The organism is Methylobacterium sp. J-070 (assembly GCF_022829385.1).
In the GTDB taxonomy this organism is placed as follows: domain Bacteria; phylum Pseudomonadota; class Alphaproteobacteria; order Rhizobiales; family Beijerinckiaceae; genus Methylobacterium.
Genome location: NZ_JAKSXX010000201.1, coordinates 86,660 through 107,065, shown reverse-complemented (window position 1 = coordinate 107,065; position 20,406 = coordinate 86,660). Strand labels below are relative to the sequence as shown.

The following is a 20,406-nucleotide window of genomic DNA, read 5'->3' as shown; positions in this document are numbered from 1 at the left end:
CCGGCCCGGCGGAGGGCTTGACGAGGGGAACGCGTGTCGATGGAGATCGCCCAGTTCATCCAGCAGATCACCGAGCGGGTCTCGGCCGAGAACCTGTTCGCGGCGGGCCTGCTGTTCGCGACCGCGCTCGGCTGCGCCCTGATCGCGTATCTGCGGACGGCGGAGACCTATTCGTTCGCCGAGTTCTTCGAGTTCGCGCTCCCGCGTGAGGTGATCACGCACCCGTCCGCGCGGGCGGACCTGCTGTTCTACGTCACCCGCAAGGCGATCATGCCGTTCCTGCTGATCCCGGCGGGCGTGACCTTCGTGGTCGCGGTCGGCTACGCGACGAACCGGGTCCTGGGCGCGCTGTCGGGGATCGACCATCCGGTCCTCGGGTCGCCCGGACCCGTGACCATCGTGGTGTTCACCGCCACGATGCTGCTGGCCTACGACCTGTCCTACTACCTCTATCACACGGCCCAGCACCGGTTCCCGTTCCTGTGGGAACTCCACAAGGTGCACCACTCGGCGGAGGTCATGGTCGGCATCACCAAGGACCGGGTGCATCCGCTGGACGAGCTGATGAACCGCGCCTGGGACGGGGTGATCCCCGGAATCTGCTTCGGGATCTGGAGCCTCGTGGCCCTCGATCCGGTCGAGCTGACCGTGTTCGGGATCAATGTCTACATCATGCGCAACATCCTGATGATGGATTTCGTGCGGCACACGCACTTCAAGATCTCGTTCGGGCCGCTCAACAGCGTCGTGCTGTGCCCCCACTGGCACCAGCTCCACCACTCGACCGCCCCGCAGCACTACGACAAGAATTTCGGGCTGCTGTTCTCGTTCTGGGACCGGCTGTTCGGAACCCTGTGCGTTCCGGATCCGAACGAGGATTTCAAGTTCGGCCTGGTCGACCGGGACGTCGCCGACTACCAGTCCCTGTCGGGCCTCTACCTGCTGCCGCTGAAGAAGATGGGCCGCCGGATCACCCGGCAGGTCCGGCGCCTGCGCGGCGTGCCGGTCCAGTCCCGGCCGGGCGCGTGACCATGCCGCGCGAGCGTTTCGAGACGGTCGGCACCCCCGAGCGGCTGGCCGAGGTCGGTCCGGCCTGGACAGACCTGTGGACCCGCAGCGGCGCGCTGGTCTTCCAGAGCCACGCCTGGATCTCCGCCTGGTGGGCGAGCGCTTCCGACCGGGAGCGCCGCGCGCTCGCCATCGTGCTCGCGTGGCGGGGCGACACCCTCGTCGGCGTATTGCCCCTCGCCATCCTGCGCCGGAAGGGCTTCCGGGTGCTCGAATGGGCCGCCAAGGAGTGCTCGGATTTCGGGGACGCGCTGCTGGCTCCGGACGCCGATCGGGACCTACTGCGGCGGATGTGGCATCAGGCCGGCCGGGCCGGCGGCTTCGATCTCGCCTACCTGAACCGGCTGCTGCCGGACGCCGCGGCGCGGGCGCTGCTCGACCCCGCGGGCGGCGGGATCCGGCTGCGCCTGAACCATCGCGAGGAAGCGAACTGGCGCGTGCGCGGGCCCTGGAAGACCGGCCGGGCCTGGTTCGACGCGCAGTCGAAGAAAACCCGGCAGAACTATCGGCGCGGCCAGAAGGCCCTGGGTGAGCACGGGCCGCTGGCCTTCCGCCTGCTTGGTCCGGAGGAACCGCTCGCGCCGGTGCTCGAACGGCTGACCGCCTTCAAGCGGGCTTGGCTGGCGGCCCACGGACTCGCGTCCTCCGCGTTCTACGACGCGGGGTCCCGCGCGCTGCCCGCCATGGTGCAGGTGCTGGCCGAGACGGGGCTGCTGCACGTGTTCGTGCTGGAAAGCGGCGGCGCGGTCGTGGCGGTGTCGATCAACTTCGTCCAGGGCGGCACCATGATGGCGTTCGTCACCGCCTACGATCCGGCCGTCGAGCGCGGCTCCCCCGGCATGGTGCTGATGATGGACTACATCATGTGGTCGATCGACCGGGGGCTGCACACCGTGGACTTCCTCTGCGGCGACGAGGGCTTCAAGGGCCGCTTCGGCACGCAGAACCTGACCCTGGCCTCGATGACGGCCGCGCGCACGCCCCAGGGCGTCGCGGCGTCCGCGGTGGACCGCGCGCAGCACGCGCTGCGGCGGCGGTTCGGGCGGCATGCGGCCCCCGGGGAAGAGGCGACGGCGGCGGAGGCCCCGGCCTGACCGCAGGCCCGGGCGTCTCAGGCCGGGCGGGCGGGCCGCGCGCCGCGCGCGCTTCCGCGGAACGCCGCCACCGACCACGCCAGGGTGGCGATTTCGGAGGCGAGGAGGCCGAGGAGCGCGGTGGCGGGCGGCAGCAGCAGCAGGGCCGGCACCATGATGGCGAAGCCGAGGGCGGCGCTGGCCACCGCCCCCGCGGTGATCGTCCGGTAATCGGCCGAAGCCTCCAGGTAGGCGCGCGGGATCGCGTAGAGCAGCGAGACGGTCACCACGGCCCAGACGCCGAGCCCGATCCAGCCCATCGGCTCGCCCGCGAAACGCCCCTTGAACAGGATGGCCTCGACCAGAGGCAGGGCCGCCGCCATCGTGAGACCGTAGGCGATGCAGGCACAGCCCAGCACGGCGGCGTGCCGGATCACCAGGCGCCGCGCGGCCTGGATCTCGCCCGTTGCGAGCAGCCGGCTGATCTCCGGCAGGACCATGTTCATCAGCGCCGCCGTGGGAACGCGCAGCGGGGCGTAGAGGACGAGTGTCGCCGCGATGGGCGCGTAGGCGGCGGGGCCGGCCAGCAGGCCGAACAGCAGGGTCAGGCCCTGCCCCTGCACCGTGAGGCCGGTCACGCCGGCGAGCGACCACGCCAGCGTCCGCCAGATCGCCCGGTAGCGCGCCCGCGCCCTGGCGTGGAGCGAGAACCGGAGCCGTTCCCGGAGCGTCCCGTAGGCCACCGCGATGGCGGCGGCGTGCGCGAGGGCGATCGCCAGGAAGGCCCGGTCGAGCAGCGCCGTGCCCGCGCCGTTGAGCCCGCGCGCCAGGAAGAGGCCGCCGCAGACGGCGTAGACGAGGTCGCTCAGGAAGGCGATCCGCGGACGGCCGCGGGCCAGGAGCACGATCCGCAGGTAGCTGCGGAAGGCGAAGAGGCTCACGAAGGCCCCGGCCGCCAGGGCGCCGAGGCCGATCACCGGCACGAGCGCCGCGCAGACGCCGACGCCCATCAGGCCGGAGACCAGCACGGCGCCGGAGCCGAACATGACGTCGTAGCCCAGGGCGGCAGGCCGGCCGAGGCTGCGGGCGAGGTGGAGGGTGGCGGGGACCGCCACCAGGGCGCGGATATACGTGATGCCGACGGCACCCACGGCGAAGACGATCGCGAACAGCCCGTAATCGTGCGCGCCGAGTTCGCGCACCAGCAGGATGTTGAGCACGAAGTGGAACAGGCTCTGGATCAGCTCGCCGGAGAGGATGACGGCGAACCGTCCCGAGACGCGCGCCCGGATCGCCCGCACCAGCCGCGCACGGAACGAGCGACCGGGCTCCGGTGCGCGGAGGATCTCACCCGGAGGCTGCATCGGTCTCGACATGCCGTTTCCGATGACCTTCCTCGAACCCTGTGCCGGCGATGCCGACAATTATTCCGGGCGCGACATCAGCCTCAATGTCCGCACCCCGCCGGAACCGCTCAGCTTAAAGCTGCCGCATGTCCGCGATGTTTCATCTGCGTTCCTTGATGGCGCACCGGAGCGCCGCGATGCAGCGATCGAGATCGTCCTCGTCCACCCAGACATGGGGGCTGACACGCAGGGCGCCCGATCGTTCGCTGACGAACACGCCCCGCCGGGCCAAATCCTCCGCGAGGGCGTCGGGCAGCCCTCCAGGCAGCCGCAATCCGAGGATGTGGGGCGCCCGCAATGAACGCGGCGCGGCCGCGAGCCCCAGAGCCTCGGTCCCGGCGGCAAGCCGGTCCGTGAGCGCCCGCAGCCGAACGGTGACGGAGGGCAGGTCCCAGCCGGCGATCAGCTCCAGCCCGGCCGCTGCCATGGCCAGGGCGACGGGATCGTTCAGCTCCCCCCGGTCGTAACGGCGGGCCCCGGCGGCCGGCGGCCGATTGCCAACATTCTCCTCGATCGCAGCGCCGTCCTGCCGGTGGGGGGCCGCGTACAGGCAGGCGAACCCGTAGGGGCCGAGCGCCCATTTGTAGGTCGGAAAGGCGAGGAAGTCGGGCCGCCAGCGGGCCACGTCCACCGGGACGGCGCCCACCGCCTGCGTCGCGTCGATCACCAGGACGGCGCCCGCCGCGTGAACTGCCGGCGCGAGCCGGTCGAGGTCGATCAGGCCGCCGTCGGTCCAGTGCAGCGGCGTCAGGGTGGCGAGCGCGAGCGGCGCCGCGCCCGGACGGCCGATCGCGGCCAGCAGCGCCGCCGTCCAGTCGCCGTCGCCGGGCCGCGCGACCTCCTCGACGGTGAGGCCGTGGCGGGCCGCCAGGGCGTCGAAGGCGAAGCGCAGCGACGGGAACTCGTCGGCCACCCGCAGGAGGCGACCGCCCGGACTCGGGCGGAGGTTGCGCGCCGCGACCGCCATGGCGTGGCTCACCGAGCCGACGATCGCGACATCGTCGGCGGCCGCCCCGATGAGACCGGCGGCCGCGGCGCGGGCACGCTCGGCCAAGGCGGGAATTGCCGCCCGAGGGTGGTCCCAGGGCCGGCTCTTGACCCGGATACCGGTCTCGCCGGCGGCCCGGACGGCCCGCGGCAGCGGCGACCAGGCCGCCGCGTCGAGATAGCTGACATCCGCCGGCACCTCGAACAGGTGGCGCTGGCAGGGGAACGCGGCGGCGGTCGACATGGCAGGGCGGACCGTAGAGGATCGGGGCGGCCGGGGCCACGGTCCGGGGCTTGATCGCGCGGCTGCGATGCCGCAATCCGGCGCTCCACAGCCCGCGAGGCCGCCCGTGCCGACCCGCCTGCCCCCGATTTCGGCGCCGCCATGGGCCGTCTGAGCGCCGACTGCTTCGACGCCACGTCGACCCCGCTGCGGGTCGCCGACGCGGTGGCGCTGATCCGGGCGCGCCTGCCGGTCCTCTCCGGCATCGAGACGGTGCCGCTCGCGCGGGCGGACGGCCGCGTCCTCGCGGAGGACATCGTCGCGCCGATCGACCTGCCCCCCTTCGACAACGCGGCCGTGGACGGCTACGCCGTGCGGGCTTCGGATGTCGCGGCCTCGGGGGACACCCGCCTGGCGCTCGGCGGCCGGGTTCCGGCCGGCCAGCCGCCGGTCCCGGCGCGTCCGGGCGTGGCGGTTCGGATCTTCACCGGGGCACCGATGCCGGCGGGCACCGATGCGGTGGCCATGCAGGAGGACGTGCGGGTCGAGGGCGGGACCGTGGCGCTGCCGGCCGGTCTGGCACCCGGCGCCAACCGCCGCCGGGCCGGGGAGGACATGGCCCGCGGCAATGTCGCGCTCCGGGCCGGCACCCGGCTCGGGCCGCGCCAGCTCGCGCTGGCCGCCGCGCTCGGCCTCGCTGACCTGCGCCTGCGGACACCCCTCCGGGTGGCGCTGTTCTCCACCGGCGACGAGCTGACGCCGCCCGGACGGCCCCTGCCCCCAGCCGGCATCCACGACGCCAACCGACCGATGCTCGCCGCGCTCCTGAGGCGCCTGGGGGCCGAGCCCGTCGACCTCGGGATCCTGCGCGACACGCCGGGTCCCCTGCGCGCGCGCCTGCTCGCGGCCGCCGCGGAGCACGACCTGATCCTCACCTCCGGCGGCGTCTCGGTGGGCGAGGAGGATCACGTCCGTGCCGCCGTCGAAGCGGCCGGGGCGCTGACGCTGTGGCGTCTCGCGATCAAGCCGGGCCGGCCGGTGGCGCTGGGTCAGGTGGCCGGCACGGCCTTCGTCGGGCTGCCGGGCAACCCGGCCGCCGCCTACGTCACCGCCCTGGCGGTGCTGCGCCCCCTGGTCCTGCACCTGTCGGGCGCGCAGGATGCGACGCCGGCGCTGACCGTGCGAAGCGGCTTCGCACTGCAGAAGCGCCCGGGCCGGCGCGAGTACCTGCGCGTGTGCCTGCGACCGGCGGCCGACGGCCTGCCCGAGGCCGTTCCCGCGCCCGGGGGTGCCCTGTCGGGCCTCTCGGCGAGCGACGGGCTGGTCGAACTCGCCGAGGACCTGACGGAGGTCCGCATCGGGGACGCGCTCCCGTATGGGCCGCATGCGGCGTTCGACTGACCGCGGCTTCTCGGACGCCGGAGATCCGTGCCCGTCGACGGCACGCTCCGCCCGTATCGTCCTCCACGGACTGTACGCCGGACCGTCGACGAGGCCGTGCGGGACGGTCCACCGAGCGGCACCGCGACAGACGGCGACAGCGCTCGGTATAGTCGGGGCCGGCATCCGCATCGCCACCCGGCCCCCGACGCGGAACGCGGGCGATGACGCGCCCGTGTGCCCCGGCAAGTCACCGGGCGGCGATGGCCGACGCGCAGCGGGACTCCGCGGACGCAAGGCTGTAGAGCGTCCGCTCATCCCCGGCTCATCACCCGCCCGAGTTCCCGTGACCCGCCTCGCAGACCGCGCCCCCGCCAAGGTCAACCTGACGCTCCACATCCTCGGGCGCCGCGCGGCCGACGGTTACCACACCCTCGAGAGCCTGGTGGCCTTCGCGGGGGTCGCCGACCGGCTGACCCTCGATCCCGGCGCGCCGCTCGGTCTTACGGTCGGCGGTCCCACGGCCGGCCCGGCCGGCCCCACGGCCGACAACCTCGTCCTCCGGGCCGCCCGCGGGCTCGCAGCGCGGGTGCCGGATCTCCGCACGGGCGCCTTCCACCTCGTCAAGCGCCTGCCGGTCGCGGCCGGCATCGGCGGCGGTTCCTCCGATGCGGCCGCGGCCCTCCGGCTGCTCGCCCGCCTCAACGGGCTGCCCCTGGACCACGCGGCCGTCGTCGCCGCCGCCCGGGAGACCGGGGCCGACGTTCCGGTCTGCCTGGACCCGCGGGCCCGGATGATGCGCGGCGTCGGCGCCGAGACCGGCCCGGCGCTCGACCTCGCGCCCCTGCCGGCCGTGCTGATCAATCCCGGCGTCCCGGTGCCCACCGCGCCGGTATTCAAGGCGCTCGGCCTCGTGCCGGGCCAGAGCATCGACGGCGCCGCCCATCCGGCGATCGCCGCGGATCTCGACGGCGACACCCTGGTGGCCGCCATCGCCCCGGCCCGCAACGATCTCGAGACGCCGGCGCTGACGGTGGCGCCCGTGATCGGCGACGTCCTGGCGGCCCTGCGTGCGCAGGGATGCCGGCTCGCGCGGATGTCGGGCTCCGGCGCGACGGTGTTCGCGCTGTTCTCGGACCGGCGCGGCGCGGTGCGGGCCGCCGCGACCCTGCGCGCCGCCCATCCGGGCTGGTGGGTGGCGCCGACCTTCCTGCGCTGAGCCGTCCGGCGCGCAGCCGTCAGGCCGGCTCGGCCTCGTCGACCACGACGACGCCGGCCTGCGGGCCAAGCACGCGACCGGGCATGAGGCAGCCGGCGCCCGGCGCGAGCCGGGCGAGGGTGCGCCCCGGGACGCGACGCGCCCTGGTCAGGCGCCCGAGCCGGCGCGGCGTGCACTTCGGCGCCTCCTGAAGAACGCCCGGCGCTCGGCCTCGGCCTGCACGACCGTGGCGCGCACCTGCAACAGGTCCTTGCGGGTCAGCAGCCCGACCAGCCGGCCGCTCTGCGGATCCGTGACCGGCAGACGCCCCTGACCGGCCGCCAGCATCACGTCGATGGCGTGCGAGACCATGTCGCCCGGATGGACGATCGCGAGATCCGCGTCCGAGACGCGCTCGCCGAGGCTGCCCTCCGCTACGTCGCCGTTCCGCTCCTCGAGCGTCCAGCCGAGGGCGTCGCCGCGCGAGACCAGCCCGACGGGACGGCCGGTCCCGTCGACCACCGGGTAGGCGTGGTGCGCACCGGCCTCGATGGCGGCGAGCGCCGCGGCCAGCGGCAGGTCGGCGTCCAGGGTCTCGACCGCGCGGGTCATCACCCCCTCGACCCGGGTGAGGTCGTAGGGGTCGATGCCGTATTCGCGGGTCACGTGCTGGCCGCGCCGGGCGATCTTCTCCGTGAGGATCGAGCGCTTGAGGAGCAGCACGGTCACCGCGTAGGCCGCCATGGTGGCGGCCAGCAGCGGCGCCAGAGCGGCGACATCGCCGGTGATCTCGACGGCGAACACCACGCCGGTGAGCGGCGCCGGCAACGTGCCGCCGAGCATCGCGGCCATGCCGAGCAGGGCCCAGAAGCCGTGCGCGCCCGGGAGGACGAGACCGATCAGCCAGCCGATCGCGCCGCCGAGGATCAGCAGCGGCGCGAGCACGCCCCCCGACGTGCCCGACGACAGGGCGGCGAGCCAGATCACGGCCTTCACCACCAGGATCGTCACGACGGCGCCCGCCAGCATCCGGCCGGCGAGCAGGTCGTGGATCACGTCGTAGCCGACGCCGAGCGCCCGGGGCTCCGCGAGGCCGCCGAGCCCGACCACGACGGCGCCGAGGGCCGGCCACCACATCCAGTGCAGGGGAAGCCGGCCGAAGCCGTCCTCCAGGGCGTAGAGTGCGCGGGTGAGCGCGCCGGAGATCAATCCGCAGGCGATCCCGAGGGCCGCGCAGGCCGGCAGTCCCCACCAGGGCAGCGCCGGATTGTCGGCGAAGGGGAACAGCGGCCCGGCGCCGAACAGGGCCGGCCGCCAGCAGGCCGCCGTCACGGCCCCGACCGTCACCGGGACGAGGCTGCGCGGGCGCCACTCGAACAGCAGCACCTCGACGGCGAGCAGCACGGCCGCCACCGGCGTCCCGAAGATCGCCGTCATGCCGGCGGCGGCGCCGGCCACCAGCAGGGTCTTCCGCTCGGCGGCGCTCAGATGGAAGAACTGGGCGAAGAGCGAGCCGACCGCGCCCCCCGTGACGATGATCGGTCCCTCGGCGCCGAACGGGCCGCCGGTGCCGATCGCCACCGCCGACGACAGGGGCTTGAGCACGGCGACCTTGGGCGACATCCGGCTGCCGCCGATCAGGATCGCCTCCATCGCCTCCGGGATCCCGTGGCCGCGGATCTTCTCCGATCCGTAGCGGGCCATGACCCCGACGATCAGCGCGCCGATCGCCGGGATCGCGATCATCCGCGGTCCCGGCGTGGCACCGGCCAGCGACGTGAGGGCGGTATCGAGGCGGCCATGCCACGCGAGGTTGGTCACGAGGCCGATCAGCGTGAGCAGGATCCAGGCCGTGCCGCTCGCGGCGGTCCCGGTGACGATCGCCATGCCGCCCAGCGTCAGGACCCGCCGGTCCGCGCTGAAATCCCCCAACGCCCGGCGCAACGGTCGGTCACCCCCGCGCTCCATCCCGCTTCCGCCGCTCATCGAGGTCCTCGTCCCGCAAGTCTCCGATTTATGTCGTGATACGATATATTCCACAACAGTCCGGTCGCGGCGATCTGCCGGAGGCGCCCCGCGGGCGCAGCGTCGTTACGGCTCTGGGATCATCACGGAGGCGACCATGAAGGCCGACGCGGCGGAGACCGAAACGCTCACGCCCGAGCAATATGCGGCCCTGGCGGATTTCCGCTTCCGGCTCCGGCGCTTCCTCGCGTTCAGCGAGGCGGCGGCGGCGCGGGCGGGTCTGCCGCCGCAGCAGCATCAGGCCCTGCTGACCGTGGCCGGCCATGCCGGACGCGCGCCCGCGACCGTGGGCTTGCTGGCCGAGCAGTTGCTCATCGCACCCCACAGCGCCGCCGAGCTGGTGGCCCGCATGGTGGAGGCCGGATTGCTGTCCAAGGTCCGCGCCGCCGATGACCGGCGGCGGAGCGAGCTGTCGCTCACGCCCCGGGCCGAGGGGCTGCTGAGAACGCTGACGGCCGCCCATCTGGAGGAATTGCGCGGCCTAGCCCCTGCCCTGGCCGAGGCGCTGTCTCCCGCGGCGCATTGACGCAGGGCGGCGGCGATGGTTGGCTCGGCGGGCGAACGGTGGCGAGGACGGTGGGATGGCAGACCTTCAGGACACGGACGGCCGCAGCGCGAAGCTTCGTCGGTTCTACGCCGCGCTGGTGACCGGAGACGCGGCCGGGTCCGACGTCGCGGCCGCCTTCGCCGCTGTCCCGCGGGAACGGTTCGTCGGTCCGGGACCCTGGACGATCCGGGCGGCCGGCACGGGGCGGCCCCGGGAGACCGGCCCGTGCTACGTCGCGACGCCCGATGACGATCCCGCCTTCCTCTATCAGGACGTGCTGATCGCCCTGGATGCCGCGAAGGGCATCAATATCGGCCAGCCGAGCCTCCACGCCGTCTGCCTCGACGCCCTGGCGCCCGTGGCCGGAGAGCGGGTCGTCCAGGTCGGAGCCGGCAGCGGCTACTATACGGCCCTGCTGGCGCATCTGGTCGGGCCGGAGGGGCGGGTACAGGCCTTCGAGATCGATCCGGGCCTCGCGGCCCGAGCGGCGGCCAATCTCACGCCGTGGCCCTGGGCGCGGGTCGAGGCCCGGTCGGGCGTCGCGGAGCCGCTGCCGGAGACCGACGCGATCTACGTCAATGCCGGGACGTCGCGCCCGGCCAGGGCCTGGCTCGACGCCCTGCGGCCGGGGGGCCGGCTGCTGTTTCCGCTCCAGGGCGTCAGCCGCCGGGGCGGCATGCTGCTGATCCGCCGGGGCGCGGGTGACGCGGCGTGGCCGGCCCGGTTCGTCTCCCTGGCGAGCTTCATTCCCCTGCAGGACCTGCCGGACGAGGGGCGCGGCGAGTTATCCGAAGCCTTCGCACGGGGGATGCTCGGGGCGGTCCGCTCGATCCGCTTCGACGACCGCCGGATACGCGATGCTGGTACGACGGCGGCGACTGGTGGTTGTCGACGCAGGAGCCGTGAGACCGCCTCAGCGTGCCCGGGCCACACAGAACTCCACCGCCCCGATGAGCGCGGCCTTGACCGGCCCGTCCGGGAAGATGTCGAGGGCGGCGCGGGCCTGGGCGCCGTAATGGTGGGCGCGGGCGACCGTCTCCTCCAGGGCGCCGTGGCGCTGCAGCAGGTCGAGGGCGGTGCCGAGGTCGTCCTCGCCGATCTCGCCCTGCTGGAGCGTCCGCCGCCAGAAGCCGCGCTCGCCCTCGCTCGCGCGCCGGTGGGCCAGCACGATCGGCAGGGTGATCTTGCCCTCGCGGAAATCGTCGCCGACGTTCTTGCCGAGCTCCGCCGAGGTGCCGCCGTAGTCGAGCACGTCGTCGATCAGCTGGAAGGCGATGCCGAGGTTCATCCCGTAGGCCCGGGCGGCGGCCTGCTCGGCCTCCGGCCGGCCGGCCAGCACCGGCCCGACCTCGCAGGCGGCGGCGAACAATTCCGCGGTCTTGCCGCGGATCACCGCCAGGTAGGCGGCCTCGTCGGTATCCAGGTTCTTGGCGTTGGTGAGCTGCATCACCTCGCCCTCGGCGATCACCGTGGCGGCGGCCGACAGGATGTCGAGCGCCCGCAGGGAGCCGACCTCGACCATCATCCGGAAGGCCTGGCCGAGCAGGAAGTCGCCGACCAGAACCGAGGCCTCGTTGCCCCACTTGATCCGGGCGGCGACCCGGCCGCGGCGCATGTCGCTCTCATCGACCACGTCGTCGTGCAGGAGCGTCGCGGTGTGCATGAACTCGACGCTGGCGGCGAGCTTCACGTCGCCGTCGGTCCCGCCGGCGTAACCGCAGAGCTTCGCGCAGGCGAGCGTCAGGATCGGGCGCAGGCGCTTGCCGCCGCTGTCGATCAGGTGGTTGGCGACCTCGGGGATCATCGCCACGTCGGAGCCGGTGCGCGACAGGATCGTGGTGTTGACCCGCGCCATGCCGTCCGCCACCAGCGCGACGAGGTCGTTCAGCCCCGCCTCCGCCTCGGGCTTCGGATTCTCGATGGAGAGGGCCATACCCAAGATCCGCGACCTCCAGATCGATTGCACCGTGCGGGATGGGCGATCCCTTCGCACGCGCCCCGCGGCGCCGCAACATCGTGCCCCGGGCGATATGGGGTCTTGGCGCCGCGGATCTCACGCGACGAAACCGCCGATCGGAATCTTGGCCTGCGGAGGTCCGCGATGATCGAGCTGATCCGGGCCAACGACGTCGTGCTGATCGGGTTCGCCCGCTCGATCCTCGAGGCAGCGGAGATCCAGGTCCTCGTGGCGGACAGCCACATGAGCCTGATGGAGGGCTCGATCGGAGTCTTCGGCCAGCGGCTTCTGGTACCCCGCGACTGCGAGGCCCAGGCCCGACGCCTGCTGACCGATGCCGGGATCGCCCACGAACTGCGCCAGCCGTGACGCGGGAGGCGGATGCCTTCCTGGGGGGGCTCCTGCGCCTGCACCAGCCGCAGCGGGGGGCCCATCGGGCGGGGACCGACGCGGTGCTGCTCGCGCGGCTGCTGATGCCGGCCGTTGACGACCGTCTCTGCGATGTCGGCGCCGCGACGGGGGCCGTAGGGCTCGGATGCGCGGCGCTGGTGCCCGGGCTGCGGCCGACCCTGGTCGAGCGCGATCCCGGCCTTGCCGAGATGGCCCGGGCGAATGCCGCGCTCAACGGCATCGATGGGAGCGTGATCGAGGTCGATGTCCTGGCGTCCGCGGCCGAACGCCGCGCCGCCGGCCTGATCCCGGACGGCTTCGACGTCGTTCTGACCAACCCGCCTTTCTTCGTCGCGGGCGGCCATCGCGCCTCGCCCCACCCCGGCCGAGCCGCTGCCCATACGTTCGCGGAGGGTAGCCTCGACGGGTGGATCCGGGCCTGCACGGCGATCCTGCGGCCCGGCGGTCGGCTCGGATTGATCCACAGGGCGGACGCGCTGCCCGCCTGCCTCGACGCGCTCAGGGGCCGCTACGGCGGTCTCGCGATCCGACCCGTTCACGCCCGGGCCGAGACACCGGCGATCCGGATCCTGATCGACGCCACCAAAGGCAGCCGCGCGGTACCGAGCCTGCTGCCGCCGCTGGTGCTGCACGAGACGGACGGCAGCTTCACGCCGGAGGCCGCGGCGCTCCACGGCGGCCGGCCCTGGCCGCCGCGCTGACCTGACCGGTCACGCCGCCAGGGCGGCCGGGGCCTCGTCGCGGATGCCGAGGAAGCGCTCGACCTCCGCCAGATCCGGGAAGGCCAGGAATTCCGGCCGCAGCGGCTCTGGGAGGCCCTCGAAGTTCAGGCCGGGGAACGCGTCTGGATGCGGGTAGAGCTGCCAGGCGGCACCGGGCTCCAGGGGCGGGAACAGGATCGCCACCTTCTCGGCCCCGAGCCGCACGATCCGCGACGGGCTGTACGACAGGGTCTCGATGCTCCAGCCCCGGTGGTGATCCCGGCGGGCCTTCAGGGTACGGCGGCTCGTCGCGCGATGCATGGCGGTCTCCTGCGGGTGGGGATTGTTCGGAACGATCACGCGGCGCTGCGGCGGCCGGTGCGCTTGGGCCAGCCGAGCGCCACGAGGCGCGCCTTGGCATAGTCGCGGACCTCGTCGCGGGTGCCGGGCGGCATCGCCGCCAGGATCGCCTGGGTGGCGCCGTCGAGCATCAGGTCGGTGACCGCGTTGATGGTCTCGGCCGCGTCGATGCGGCGCTTCAGGTCGCCCTCGGCCTCGGTGACCTCGTCGAAGGCGGGCGCCTCCTCGAAATCCTCGTCGACCGCCCGGACGGCGGGCAGGTGGGCACGGAACTCGTCGGCCTCCTCCTCCGAGTAGACCAGGCCGTGAAGCTCGATCAGCTTGAGGATGACGCGGTCCTTCCCCCGCTTCTCGGCCATGGCGTAGACGTAGGCCGCCTGCTTGCCCGAGACGCGGTAGTTCACGTTGACCAGGGCTTCGCCCATCGACCACTCGACCCGGTCGGCGGCCGGCTTCGCCCCGGCCTTGGCTCCGGGCAGGCGCCCGGTCACCAGCAGCACGGCCTCGTCGCGCTCGGCCCGGATGACGGTCGGCGGCTCGAATACGATCCCGGCCTGGGCGGCGATCCGCTCCAGGGTCTTGTGGTAGATCACGGCCGTCCCCTGGACGCGCCAGACGTTGCCCCCGAAGGGCTCACCGTAGCGCACGAGGATGTCGGCGATCTGCTTGTCTGCGGTTCGCATGCGGGCTCGTTCCGGCGGGCGCGGTCAGCGTCATCCACAGGATTCTGTGGCCGCGCTGTTTGTTCCTGTTTTGTTTCATCGTATATGCGGGATCGTCGGGCCGTGCGCAAGGGTTTTGGCCGTCAGATCGCGTCGATTGCATGGGCCTGCGTCAGTGCGCGCAGGGGTATCGCATGCGCTCTGGGCGGGTTCGGTCGCGGGCGGGATCGGGGGACCGGTTTGGGTCTGCGGGCGGCGATGGAGCGGTCGTTCGGCTTTTTGCGTCCCGGTGCACGATGAGACATCGTCCGTGCCCGATCGCCCGTCCCTCCCGCCCACCCCCTCGTCCTGCGGCGCCCGCGTCAGAGGGCCTCGCAGGAGCCCTCCGCTCCGCGTCGGCAGCCCAGGATGAGGGCCACGATGTTCCCGCATCGTGTCCTGCAAGGCGCAAGACATCCTCCTCGCCCTTTCGGGGAGGAGCCGGAGGTGGGCCCGGTGCAGACGGGACCGCGATGTGGGTTCCTGCATCCCCCCGGGCCTGGACTTTCCCCGCAGAAGGAGGGGAAAGGCGCTGCGCGTTACGTGCTCGCCACCGGACAGCGCTGACTTGCGAACCCGCTGGGGATGAGGACGCGGGTGACAAAGCGGCGGATTCGCCCCTGCCCCGCCGTTATTGGGCGTGGAGCGGAGCAACCGAGGGTCTGAGCTCGATCCGCTTGTGCGGGAGGGGCCTGCTTGCGTCCCGTGTGAGCCGTCCGGGTCACCTTGCATGCACCGCCGAAGTGGACGCGCGTCATCGTTCGCGGCCCCCGAACGGACGTTGTCGTTGACAGTCAACCGCGCGCTGCCTACCCCGGCCATGGACGTGTAGAAGTCACAGCCCGGTCGGTAGTCCGGGTGGCTGAGCGCTCGTACATGGCGGCCGCCATCAGCGGCCGACTACCAGCGCGTCCTTTCCGATGAACAGGAAAGGTATGTCCGATGAAGCTCAACCACATCAATCTGACGAGCATCGACGTCCCGGCCGACGTCGCGATGTTCGAGACTTATTTCGGGCTGCGCACGTCGGTGATGCGTGGGAAGGCGCTGGCTGTCATGCAGGACGACGACGGCATGCTGCTGGTCCTGAACGACTTCGCCAAAAAACGAGGCAGCTTCGCCTACCCCGAGGACAGTGACGTCCATCACATCGGCTTCATCCAAGACAGCCGGGAGCAGGTCGATGCGCTGAACGCGCGCTTGAAGATCGACGGTTGGGACGTGCCGGAGCCGCGCGAGTACCACGGTGCCTGGACGTTCTACTTCAAGGCCAGGGGCGGCTATTTCGTCGAGGTCGCTACCCAGACCCAGCTCAGGAACGCTGATCCCACGGCTGCCTGACCGGTCCACCGCGACCCGTGGTGATCGCCCCGTACGCGACTCTCATCGAAGGTCCGCTTCCGCCTCATCGCGCGGCGGAAGCGGACCGGTGCAAACCTACACGTCCGGGACATGACCACGGCCGGATCGCCTGAACACCGCCCATAGAGCGACCGGCGCTGCCCGACCTCGGCCTAACCCCCGGGCCGCATCGACGCGCGGTCACGAAGCGGGACCGGCGGACCGCCCCGGGATCCCGATCCCGGCGAGATCGACGGACAAGGCCCACAACCGCCCAGCCTCCCCGGGATCCGCCGCATACGCCTTGACGCCCACGAACGGCTCGGCCGCCGCTTCCGCCCGCACGGCCACGTCGCAATCCTCGCAATGGAGGCCGCCGAGCCCGTCGAGCCGGGGCGAAGGCGCCGCCCACACCTGCGCGGCCGCGCCGTGGGCGGGGGTCTTGAAGGTCGGATCCGCGGGCGCCCCCTGGGCGCCGAGCCAGCCCTCCCCGATCATCTCGCGCAGATCATCCTGCTCCATGTGCTGCGGCTCTGGCTCGCCTCGGAGCGGCCGACCGGCTGCCGCGCTCCGAGGCGCACGTCGCCGAGATCGCGTATGCGGTTGGCTACGAATCCGAGGCCGCCTTCCGCACCGCCTTCCTCCGGCGGATGCTGTGCACCCCGGTGCAATAGCGGCGGACAAAGGCCGCATTGTTGCTGCACCGCACCCTGCGCTAGACCGCCGGGACGATGTCCGAGACAGACGCCATGACGCCCTCCCTCTGGACCCGCCTGTCGAACCCGAGCCACTTCATGCGGTGGTCGGGGGCGCTGGTGCCGTGGCTGGCGGCCCTGTCGCTCGGCGTTCTGGCGCTCGGCCTGTACCTGACCTTCTTCGCGGTGCCGCCGGACTATCAGCAGGGCGAGACCGTGCGGATCATGTACATCCACGTCCCGGCCGCCTGGCTCGGCGTGTTCTTCTACGGAGCCATGAGCGTGTCGGCGATCGGCACGCTGGTCTGGCGCCATCCCCTCGCCGACGTGGCCCAGCGCGCCGCAGCGCCGATCGGGGCGGCGTTCACGCTGATCTGCCTGGTCACCGGCTCGCTCTGGGGCAAGCCGATGTGGGGGACCTACTGGGTCTGGGACGCGCGGCTGACCTCGATGCTGGTGCTGCTGCTGATCTATTGCGGGATCATCGCCCTGTGGCGCACGCTGGACGATCCGAACCGGGCGGCGCGCGCGGTGGCGATCCTGACGCTGGTCGGCGCCGTGAACCTGCCGATCATCAAGTTCTCGGTGAATTGGTGGTCGACGCTGCACCAGCCGGCCTCGATCCTGCGCATGGGCGGCTCGTCCATCGACCCCTCGATGCTATACCCGCTGTTGATCATGATCGGCGCCGCGACGCTGGGCGGGACCACGCTGCACCTCTACGCGATGCGCACCGAGATCATGCGCCGCCGGGTGCGGACGCTCACGATCCGCGAAGCCGAACGCCTCGACAGGATCCAGCCCCGCCTCACGCCGCAGCCGACAGGGGTGCCGGCGGGGCAACCGGTTTAGGGGTGCCGCCATGGATCTCGGGTCTCACGGCGGCTTCATCGTGGCCGCCTACGTCTTCACCGCGGCGGTGATGGCCGCGCTCGTCGGCAACGCCGTCCGCGACCGGCGGGCGCAACTTCGAGCCCTCAAGGGCTTCGGGGAGGAGCGGCGGTGACGATGCACCCCGACGACGCGACCGGACGGCCGCCGCCGGTCCGCCGCTCGCTGCTGCTGATCGTGCCGGCGCTGGCGTTCGCGGCGCTGGCCGCGGTGCTGTTCCTGCGCCTGCGCTCGGGGGTCGACCCGGCCGCCCTGCCCTCCGCGATGATCGGCAAGCCGGTGCCGCGTTTCGACCTGCCGGCCGTGCCGGGGCTCGAGGCCGCGGGCGCCCCGGTGCCGGGGCTGTCCAGCGCCGACCTGAAGGGCCAGATCACCGTCGTCAACGTGTTCGCCTCCTGGTGCGCCCCCTGCCAGGTCGAGCACCCGATGCTGATGCGGCTCGCCCGGGAGCCCGGGATCCGGCTGGTGGGCATCGACTACAAGGAGCCGAGCCCGGAGGCGGGACAGCGGTTCCTGGCCCGGCACGGCGTCCCGTTCGGTGCGGTCGGAGCCGATGCCGACGGGCGCGCGGCGATCGATTTCGGCGTCTACGGCGTGCCCGAGACCTTCATCATCGGGCCGGACGGGGTGATCCGCGACAAGCTCGTGGGCATCCTCACGCCGGAGAACTTCGCGAGCGTGCTCGCCCGGATCCGCGCCGCCGGCAAGGTCGCGGCGGCGCAGTAGCGCCTACACGCCCGGCTGCGGGTCCTTGCGCTCGTAGCGGGTGAGGAGCGGCGTCTGCGCCAGGGCGAACAGCACGGTGATCGGCATGATGCCGAACACCTTGAAGTTGACCCAGAAATCCTCGGTCTGGGTCCGCCACACGACCTCGTTCAAGGCCGCCAGGACGAAGAAGAAGATCCCCCACCGGAAGGTGAGCTTGCGCCAGCCCTCCTCGGTGAGGCTGAACATCGAGTCGAGCACCACCGACAGGAGCGAGCGCCCGAACACGAGGCCGCCGAGCAGCACGGTGCCGAACAGCGCGTTCACGATGGTCGGCTTGACCATGATGAAGGTCTTGTCCTGCAGCGCCAGCGTCAGGCCGCCGAACACCACCACCACCACGCCCGACACCAGCGGCATGATGGGCAGGCGCCGGACCAGGACGTAGTGGATCGCCAGGGCCACCACGGTCGCCGCGATGAACAAGCCCGTGGCGACGAACAGCTTCCGGTCGGGCGCGACGCCGAAGCGTTCCGAATAGGCGTTGCCCAGGAAGAACAGGACCAGCGGCCCGAGTTCCAGCGCCAGTTTCACCAGGGGCGGAAGCTGGCGGCGCGGGGGGACGGATTCGATCTGCATGCGTGTCAGTTGGCTCGAATGCGGCGCTCGCGTTAGGCTGGGGCGCCGGACTGGATTCGTCGGGGTGTGTGTAACGCGGGGCGCGCGATGTCCATCACGATCGAGAATGCCGAGATCGAGGCGTTGCTGGCCGACCTCACGGAGACGACCCGGCGGACCGCGCCGGATCTGCTCCTCGACGTCCTGCGGCGGGAGCGCGCACGGGTGGAGGCGGATCGGGAGCGAGACCGCGCCGAAGCGGTCGCCTCGGGGCGATTGCTCCATGAGCGCACCTACGCAAGCCCGCTGGTCGATCCTCGGCCGATCAACGAGATTCTCGCTTACGACGAGAACGGACTGCCCGTGTGAGCGCCGTCGTCGTCGATAGTTCGGTCTACATCGCGATCCTAAATCAGGAATCGGATGCGGAGCGCCTCAGCTTTGCGATTCGCGACCACCGATATCCCTCGATGGCATCCGCCACGTATCTCGAGTGCGCCATCGTCATGTCGCGGTGGCGTGTCGGCCGGCTCGAACTCGACGACTGGCTCCTGCGCGAAACGATCACGGTCGTCCCCGTCGACCACGCCCTCGCGCAGGTCGCGGCCGACGTCTTTGCCCGCTACGGCAAGGGCCGGCACCCGGCCGGCCTCAACTTCGGCGATTGCTTCGCCTACGCGCTCGCCCGGTCGCTCAACGCGCCGCTCCTGTTCAAGGGCGATGACTTCGCCCGGACCGACGTGTTGCGCGCGGTCGCCTAGTCCTTGTCCAGCCCGGCGATCGCCCGGGCGAAATCGCGGGCCGCGAACGGCTCCAGATCCTCGACGCCCTCGCCGACGCCGATGAAATGCACCGGCAGGCCGAACTTCGCCGCCAGCGCCACCAGGATGCCGCCCCGGGCGGTGCCGTCGAGCTTGGTCATCACCAGCCCGGAGACCGGCGCGGCCTGCGAGAACAGCTCCACCTGCGACAGCGCGTTCTGCCCCACGGTGGCATCCAGCACGAGGATGGTGGCGTGCGGCGCCTCCGGATCCTGCTTGCGCAGCACCCGCACGATCTTCTCCAGCTCCGCCATCAGCCCGGCCTTGTTCTGGAGCCGGCCGGCGGTGTCGATCAGCAGTACGTCGGTCCCGGCGGCGCTCGCCTGTTTGAGCGCGTCGAAGGCGAGGCCGGCTGCATCCGCCCCCTGCGCGCCGCTCACCACCGGCGTGCCGGTGCGCGCACCCCAGACCTTGAGCTGGTCGATGGCCGCCGCCCGGAACGTGTCGCCGGCCGCCAGCATCACGGTGCGGCCCTCGGCCCGGAGCTTCGAGGCGAGCTTGCCGAGCGTCGTGGTCTTGCCGGCCCCGTTCACCCCGACGGTGAGGATCACGAACGGCCTCTTCGCGGCATCGACGGCGAGGGGCACCGCCACGGGTTCGAGGGCCCGCTCGACCTCGGTGGCCAGGATCGCCCGGACCTCGTCGGGCGAGATGCCCTTCTCGTAGCGGCCCTTGCCCACGGCTTCCGAGATCCGCATGGCGGTCTCCAAGCCGAAATCGGCCTGGATCAGCGCGTCCTCGAGGTCCTCCAGGGTGGTGGCGTCGAGCTTGCGCTTGGTGAACAGGCCGGTCACCCGCTCGGAGAGGGCCGAGGAGGTCCGCTTCATCCCGGAGGTGAGACGGCTCCACCAGCCCCGGGCTTCCGGCTCGCGGTCCGGCCCGGCGCCGGCGTCGTGGGCGAGCGCCGCGGCGCTGTCGAGGGGCTGGATGTCGGGGCCCGGCTCGACCACCGGCTCCCGGACCGCCTCGCCCGTATCGAGCGGGTCGGCGCCGTGCGCGGGATCGTCGCCGGCGGTGCCTGCGGGGGGGCGCTCGGGCTCACCCGCGATCGGGAGCAGATCCGCCCCCTCGACAACGTCGGCGACGGGCTCGCCGGTCTCCTCGGGCGGCAGCGGGATATGGGCGACATCCTCCGCGCCGGTGGCGAAGTCGGGCTCACCCTCGGACGGCGAGGCCGCCTCCGCGGGTCCTTCGACCTCGGGCTTGTCGCCGGCCTCGGGCTGTCCTTTCCGCCCGAACAGGCGTCCGAGCCAGCCGGGCTTCTCCTCGCTCGCCATGCAATCGCGTCCTCGACCCAC

Annotated in this window: 22 protein-coding genes and 1 pseudogene; 14 read left to right on the top strand and 9 right to left on the bottom strand. The window is 72.3% G+C overall.

From position 1 onward, the window contains the following. The first annotated feature begins 39 nt into the window (after nt 1–39). Both MKL01_RS21565 and MKL01_RS21560 read left to right on the top strand, forming a co-directional pair. Nucleotides 40–1,029 (top strand): sterol desaturase family protein, encoded by a 990-nt coding sequence (locus MKL01_RS21565; protein ID WP_243907282.1) that lies wholly within the window; start codon nt 40–42, stop codon nt 1,027–1,029. A 2-nt stretch (nt 1,030–1,031) separates the two neighbouring features. After that, entirely contained in the window at nt 1,032–2,162 is a 1,131-nt protein-coding gene (locus MKL01_RS21560) for a GNAT family N-acetyltransferase (protein WP_243907227.1), read from the top strand. A gap of 17 nt (nt 2,163–2,179) precedes the next feature. On the opposite strand, the gene MKL01_RS21555 is transcribed toward MKL01_RS21560, so the two are convergent. Next, complete coding sequence (locus MKL01_RS21555; protein WP_243907226.1) at nt 2,180–3,517, bottom strand: lipopolysaccharide biosynthesis protein; 1,338 nt, start codon at nt 3,515–3,517, stop codon at nt 2,180–2,182. A gap of 130 nt (nt 3,518–3,647) precedes the next feature. Continuing rightward, nucleotides 3,648–4,778 (bottom strand): aminotransferase class V-fold PLP-dependent enzyme, encoded by a 1,131-nt coding sequence (locus MKL01_RS21550; protein WP_243907225.1) that lies wholly within the window; start codon nt 4,776–4,778, stop codon nt 3,648–3,650. 141 nt (nt 4,779–4,919) lie between these two features. Here MKL01_RS21550 and glp point away from each other — a divergent pair, with 141 nt between their 5' ends. Further along, a complete protein-coding gene (gene glp / locus MKL01_RS21545; protein ID WP_243907224.1) occupies nt 4,920–6,158 on the top strand; it encodes a gephyrin-like molybdotransferase Glp in 1,239 nt (412 codons plus the stop codon). 325 nt (nt 6,159–6,483) lie between these two features. Beyond that, on the top strand, nt 6,484–7,356 hold the full coding sequence (locus MKL01_RS21540) for a 4-(cytidine 5'-diphospho)-2-C-methyl-D-erythritol kinase (protein ID WP_243907223.1): 873 nt from the start codon (nt 6,484–6,486) through the stop codon (nt 7,354–7,356). Between the two features lie 147 nt (nt 7,357–7,503). On the opposite strand, the gene MKL01_RS21535 is transcribed toward MKL01_RS21540, so the two are convergent. Further along, a complete protein-coding gene (locus MKL01_RS21535) occupies nt 7,504–9,321 on the bottom strand; it encodes a chloride channel protein (RefSeq protein ID WP_243907222.1) in 1,818 nt (605 codons plus the stop codon). A gap of 136 nt (nt 9,322–9,457) precedes the next feature. Here MKL01_RS21535 and MKL01_RS21530 point away from each other — a divergent pair, with 136 nt between their 5' ends. Together MKL01_RS21530 and MKL01_RS21525 are read left to right on the top strand one after the other, a co-directional pair. Continuing rightward, the gene (locus tag MKL01_RS21530) at nt 9,458–9,886 is read left to right on the top strand and encodes a MarR family winged helix-turn-helix transcriptional regulator (protein WP_243907221.1); all 429 of its coding nucleotides are present in this window, start codon (nt 9,458–9,460) and stop codon (nt 9,884–9,886) included. Between the two features lie 55 nt (nt 9,887–9,941). Then, nucleotides 9,942–10,601, top strand: a pseudogene (locus MKL01_RS21525) (protein-L-isoaspartate O-methyltransferase family protein); the annotation flags it as partial. Between the two features lie 219 nt (nt 10,602–10,820). On the opposite strand, the gene MKL01_RS21520 reads toward MKL01_RS21525, so the two are convergent. Beyond that, on the bottom strand, nt 10,821–11,840 hold the full coding sequence (locus tag MKL01_RS21520) for a polyprenyl synthetase family protein (protein WP_243907220.1): 1,020 nt from the start codon (nt 11,838–11,840) through the stop codon (nt 10,821–10,823). A 168-nt stretch (nt 11,841–12,008) separates the two neighbouring features. Here MKL01_RS21520 and MKL01_RS21515 point away from each other — a divergent pair, with 168 nt between their 5' ends. Together MKL01_RS21515 and MKL01_RS21510 are read left to right on the top strand one after the other, a co-directional pair. Beyond that, a complete protein-coding gene (locus MKL01_RS21515; protein ID WP_243907219.1) occupies nt 12,009–12,233 on the top strand; it encodes a DUF2007 domain-containing protein in 225 nt (74 codons plus the stop codon). Beyond that, nucleotides 12,230–12,976 carry a tRNA1(Val) (adenine(37)-N6)-methyltransferase gene (locus MKL01_RS21510; protein WP_243907218.1) on the top strand — a complete coding sequence of 249 codons (747 nt, stop codon included), beginning with the start codon at nt 12,230–12,232 and terminating at the stop codon, nt 12,974–12,976. Before MKL01_RS21515 ends, MKL01_RS21510 begins: the two co-directional genes overlap by 4 nt. A 9-nt stretch (nt 12,977–12,985) precedes the next feature. Here MKL01_RS21510 and MKL01_RS21505 read toward each other — a convergent pair whose 3' ends face one another. Continuing rightward, a complete protein-coding gene (locus MKL01_RS21505; protein WP_243907217.1) occupies nt 12,986–13,297 on the bottom strand; it encodes a hypothetical protein in 312 nt (103 codons plus the stop codon). 35 nt (nt 13,298–13,332) lie between these two features. Then, nucleotides 13,333–14,019, bottom strand: a complete 687-nt coding sequence (locus MKL01_RS21500) for a trna delta -isopentenylpyrophosphate transferase (RefSeq protein ID WP_243907216.1) — start codon at nt 14,017–14,019, stop codon at nt 13,333–13,335. Nucleotides 14,020–14,979: 960 nt separating this feature from the next. Between MKL01_RS21500 and MKL01_RS21495 the strand changes: the two genes are divergently transcribed. Then, a complete protein-coding gene (locus MKL01_RS21495) occupies nt 14,980–15,378 on the top strand; it encodes a VOC family protein (RefSeq protein WP_243907215.1) in 399 nt (132 codons plus the stop codon). A gap of 201 nt (nt 15,379–15,579) precedes the next feature. On the opposite strand, the gene MKL01_RS21490 is transcribed toward MKL01_RS21495, so the two are convergent. Then, nucleotides 15,580–15,900 (bottom strand): hypothetical protein, encoded by a 321-nt coding sequence (locus tag MKL01_RS21490; RefSeq protein WP_409566299.1) that lies wholly within the window; start codon nt 15,898–15,900, stop codon nt 15,580–15,582. Nucleotides 15,901–16,127: 227 nt separating this feature from the next. On the opposite strand from MKL01_RS21490, the gene MKL01_RS21485 reads away from it, so the two are divergent. Genes MKL01_RS21485 through MKL01_RS21475 form a run of 3 tightly spaced genes read left to right on the top strand, consistent with a single transcriptional unit; the run spans nt 16,128 to nt 17,690 of the window. Next, nucleotides 16,128–16,925 carry a heme ABC transporter permease gene (locus MKL01_RS21485; RefSeq protein WP_243907214.1) on the top strand — a complete coding sequence of 266 codons (798 nt, stop codon included), beginning with the start codon at nt 16,128–16,130 and terminating at the stop codon, nt 16,923–16,925. Nucleotides 16,926–16,935: 10 nt separating this feature from the next. Next, nucleotides 16,936–17,079, top strand: a complete 144-nt coding sequence (gene ccmD / locus MKL01_RS21480; RefSeq protein ID WP_243907213.1) for a heme exporter protein CcmD — start codon at nt 16,936–16,938, stop codon at nt 17,077–17,079. A 2-nt stretch (nt 17,080–17,081) separates the two neighbouring features. Next, the gene (locus tag MKL01_RS21475) at nt 17,082–17,690 is read left to right on the top strand and encodes a DsbE family thiol:disulfide interchange protein (protein WP_243907281.1); all 609 of its coding nucleotides are present in this window, start codon (nt 17,082–17,084) and stop codon (nt 17,688–17,690) included. 3 nt (nt 17,691–17,693) lie between these two features. Here MKL01_RS21475 and MKL01_RS21470 read toward each other — a convergent pair whose 3' ends face one another. Then, the gene (locus MKL01_RS21470; protein WP_243907212.1) at nt 17,694–18,308 is read right to left on the bottom strand and encodes a septation protein A; all 615 of its coding nucleotides are present in this window, start codon (nt 18,306–18,308) and stop codon (nt 17,694–17,696) included. Between the two features lie 87 nt (nt 18,309–18,395). On the opposite strand from MKL01_RS21470, the gene MKL01_RS21465 reads away from it, so the two are divergent. Continuing rightward, nucleotides 18,396–18,656: a type II toxin-antitoxin system VapB family antitoxin gene (locus tag MKL01_RS21465; protein ID WP_243907211.1), complete on the top strand. Its 261-nt coding sequence runs from the start codon at nt 18,396–18,398 to the stop codon at nt 18,654–18,656. Then, entirely contained in the window at nt 18,653–19,048 is a 396-nt protein-coding gene (locus tag MKL01_RS21460) for a type II toxin-antitoxin system VapC family toxin (protein WP_243907210.1), read from the top strand. The genes MKL01_RS21465 and MKL01_RS21460 overlap by 4 nt, the downstream gene beginning before the upstream one ends. Here the strand turns inward: MKL01_RS21460 and ftsY are convergent. Beyond that, a complete protein-coding gene (gene ftsY / locus MKL01_RS21455; protein ID WP_243907209.1) occupies nt 19,045–20,385 on the bottom strand; it encodes a signal recognition particle-docking protein FtsY in 1,341 nt (446 codons plus the stop codon). The genes MKL01_RS21460 and ftsY overlap by 4 nt on opposite strands. Nucleotides 20,386–20,406 lie beyond the last annotated feature (21 nt).

Excerpts from the sequence above, each read along its gene's own strand:
- MKL01_RS21535 (WP_243907222.1), bottom strand. The coding sequence starts at position 9,321 with ATGAGCGGCGGAAGCGGGATGGAGCGCGGGGGTGACCGACCGTTGCGC.
- MKL01_RS21560 (WP_243907227.1), top strand. The coding sequence starts at position 1,032 with ATGCCGCGCGAGCGTTTCGAGACGGTCGGCACCCCCGAGCGGCTGGCC.
- MKL01_RS21495 (WP_243907215.1), top strand. The coding sequence starts at position 14,980 with ATGAAGCTCAACCACATCAATCTGACGAGCATCGACGTCCCGGCCGAC.
- MKL01_RS21500 (WP_243907216.1), bottom strand. The coding sequence starts at position 14,019 with ATGCGAACCGCAGACAAGCAGATCGCCGACATCCTCGTGCGCTACGGT.
- MKL01_RS21475 (WP_243907281.1), top strand. The coding sequence starts at position 17,082 with ATGCACCCCGACGACGCGACCGGACGGCCGCCGCCGGTCCGCCGCTCG.
- MKL01_RS21520 (WP_243907220.1), bottom strand. The coding sequence starts at position 11,840 with ATGGCCCTCTCCATCGAGAATCCGAAGCCCGAGGCGGAGGCGGGGCTG.
- MKL01_RS21470 (WP_243907212.1), bottom strand. The coding sequence starts at position 18,308 with ATGCAGATCGAATCCGTCCCCCCGCGCCGCCAGCTTCCGCCCCTGGTG.
- MKL01_RS21505 (WP_243907217.1), bottom strand. The coding sequence starts at position 13,297 with ATGCATCGCGCGACGAGCCGCCGTACCCTGAAGGCCCGCCGGGATCAC.
- MKL01_RS21530 (WP_243907221.1), top strand. The coding sequence starts at position 9,458 with ATGAAGGCCGACGCGGCGGAGACCGAAACGCTCACGCCCGAGCAATAT.
- ccmD (WP_243907213.1), top strand. The coding sequence starts at position 16,936 with ATGGATCTCGGGTCTCACGGCGGCTTCATCGTGGCCGCCTACGTCTTC.
- MKL01_RS21515 (WP_243907219.1), top strand. The coding sequence starts at position 12,009 with ATGATCGAGCTGATCCGGGCCAACGACGTCGTGCTGATCGGGTTCGCC.
- ftsY (WP_243907209.1), bottom strand. The coding sequence starts at position 20,385 with ATGGCGAGCGAGGAGAAGCCCGGCTGGCTCGGACGCCTGTTCGGGCGG.
- MKL01_RS21555 (WP_243907226.1), bottom strand. The coding sequence starts at position 3,517 with ATGTCGAGACCGATGCAGCCTCCGGGTGAGATCCTCCGCGCACCGGAG.
- MKL01_RS21465 (WP_243907211.1), top strand. The coding sequence starts at position 18,396 with ATGTCCATCACGATCGAGAATGCCGAGATCGAGGCGTTGCTGGCCGAC.
- glp (WP_243907224.1), top strand. The coding sequence starts at position 4,920 with ATGGGCCGTCTGAGCGCCGACTGCTTCGACGCCACGTCGACCCCGCTG.
- MKL01_RS21565 (WP_243907282.1), top strand. The coding sequence starts at position 40 with ATGGAGATCGCCCAGTTCATCCAGCAGATCACCGAGCGGGTCTCGGCC.
- MKL01_RS21490 (WP_409566299.1), bottom strand. The coding sequence starts at position 15,900 with ATGGAGCAGGATGATCTGCGCGAGATGATCGGGGAGGGCTGGCTCGGC.
- MKL01_RS21550 (WP_243907225.1), bottom strand. The coding sequence starts at position 4,778 with ATGTCGACCGCCGCCGCGTTCCCCTGCCAGCGCCACCTGTTCGAGGTG.
- MKL01_RS21485 (WP_243907214.1), top strand. The coding sequence starts at position 16,128 with ATGACGCCCTCCCTCTGGACCCGCCTGTCGAACCCGAGCCACTTCATG.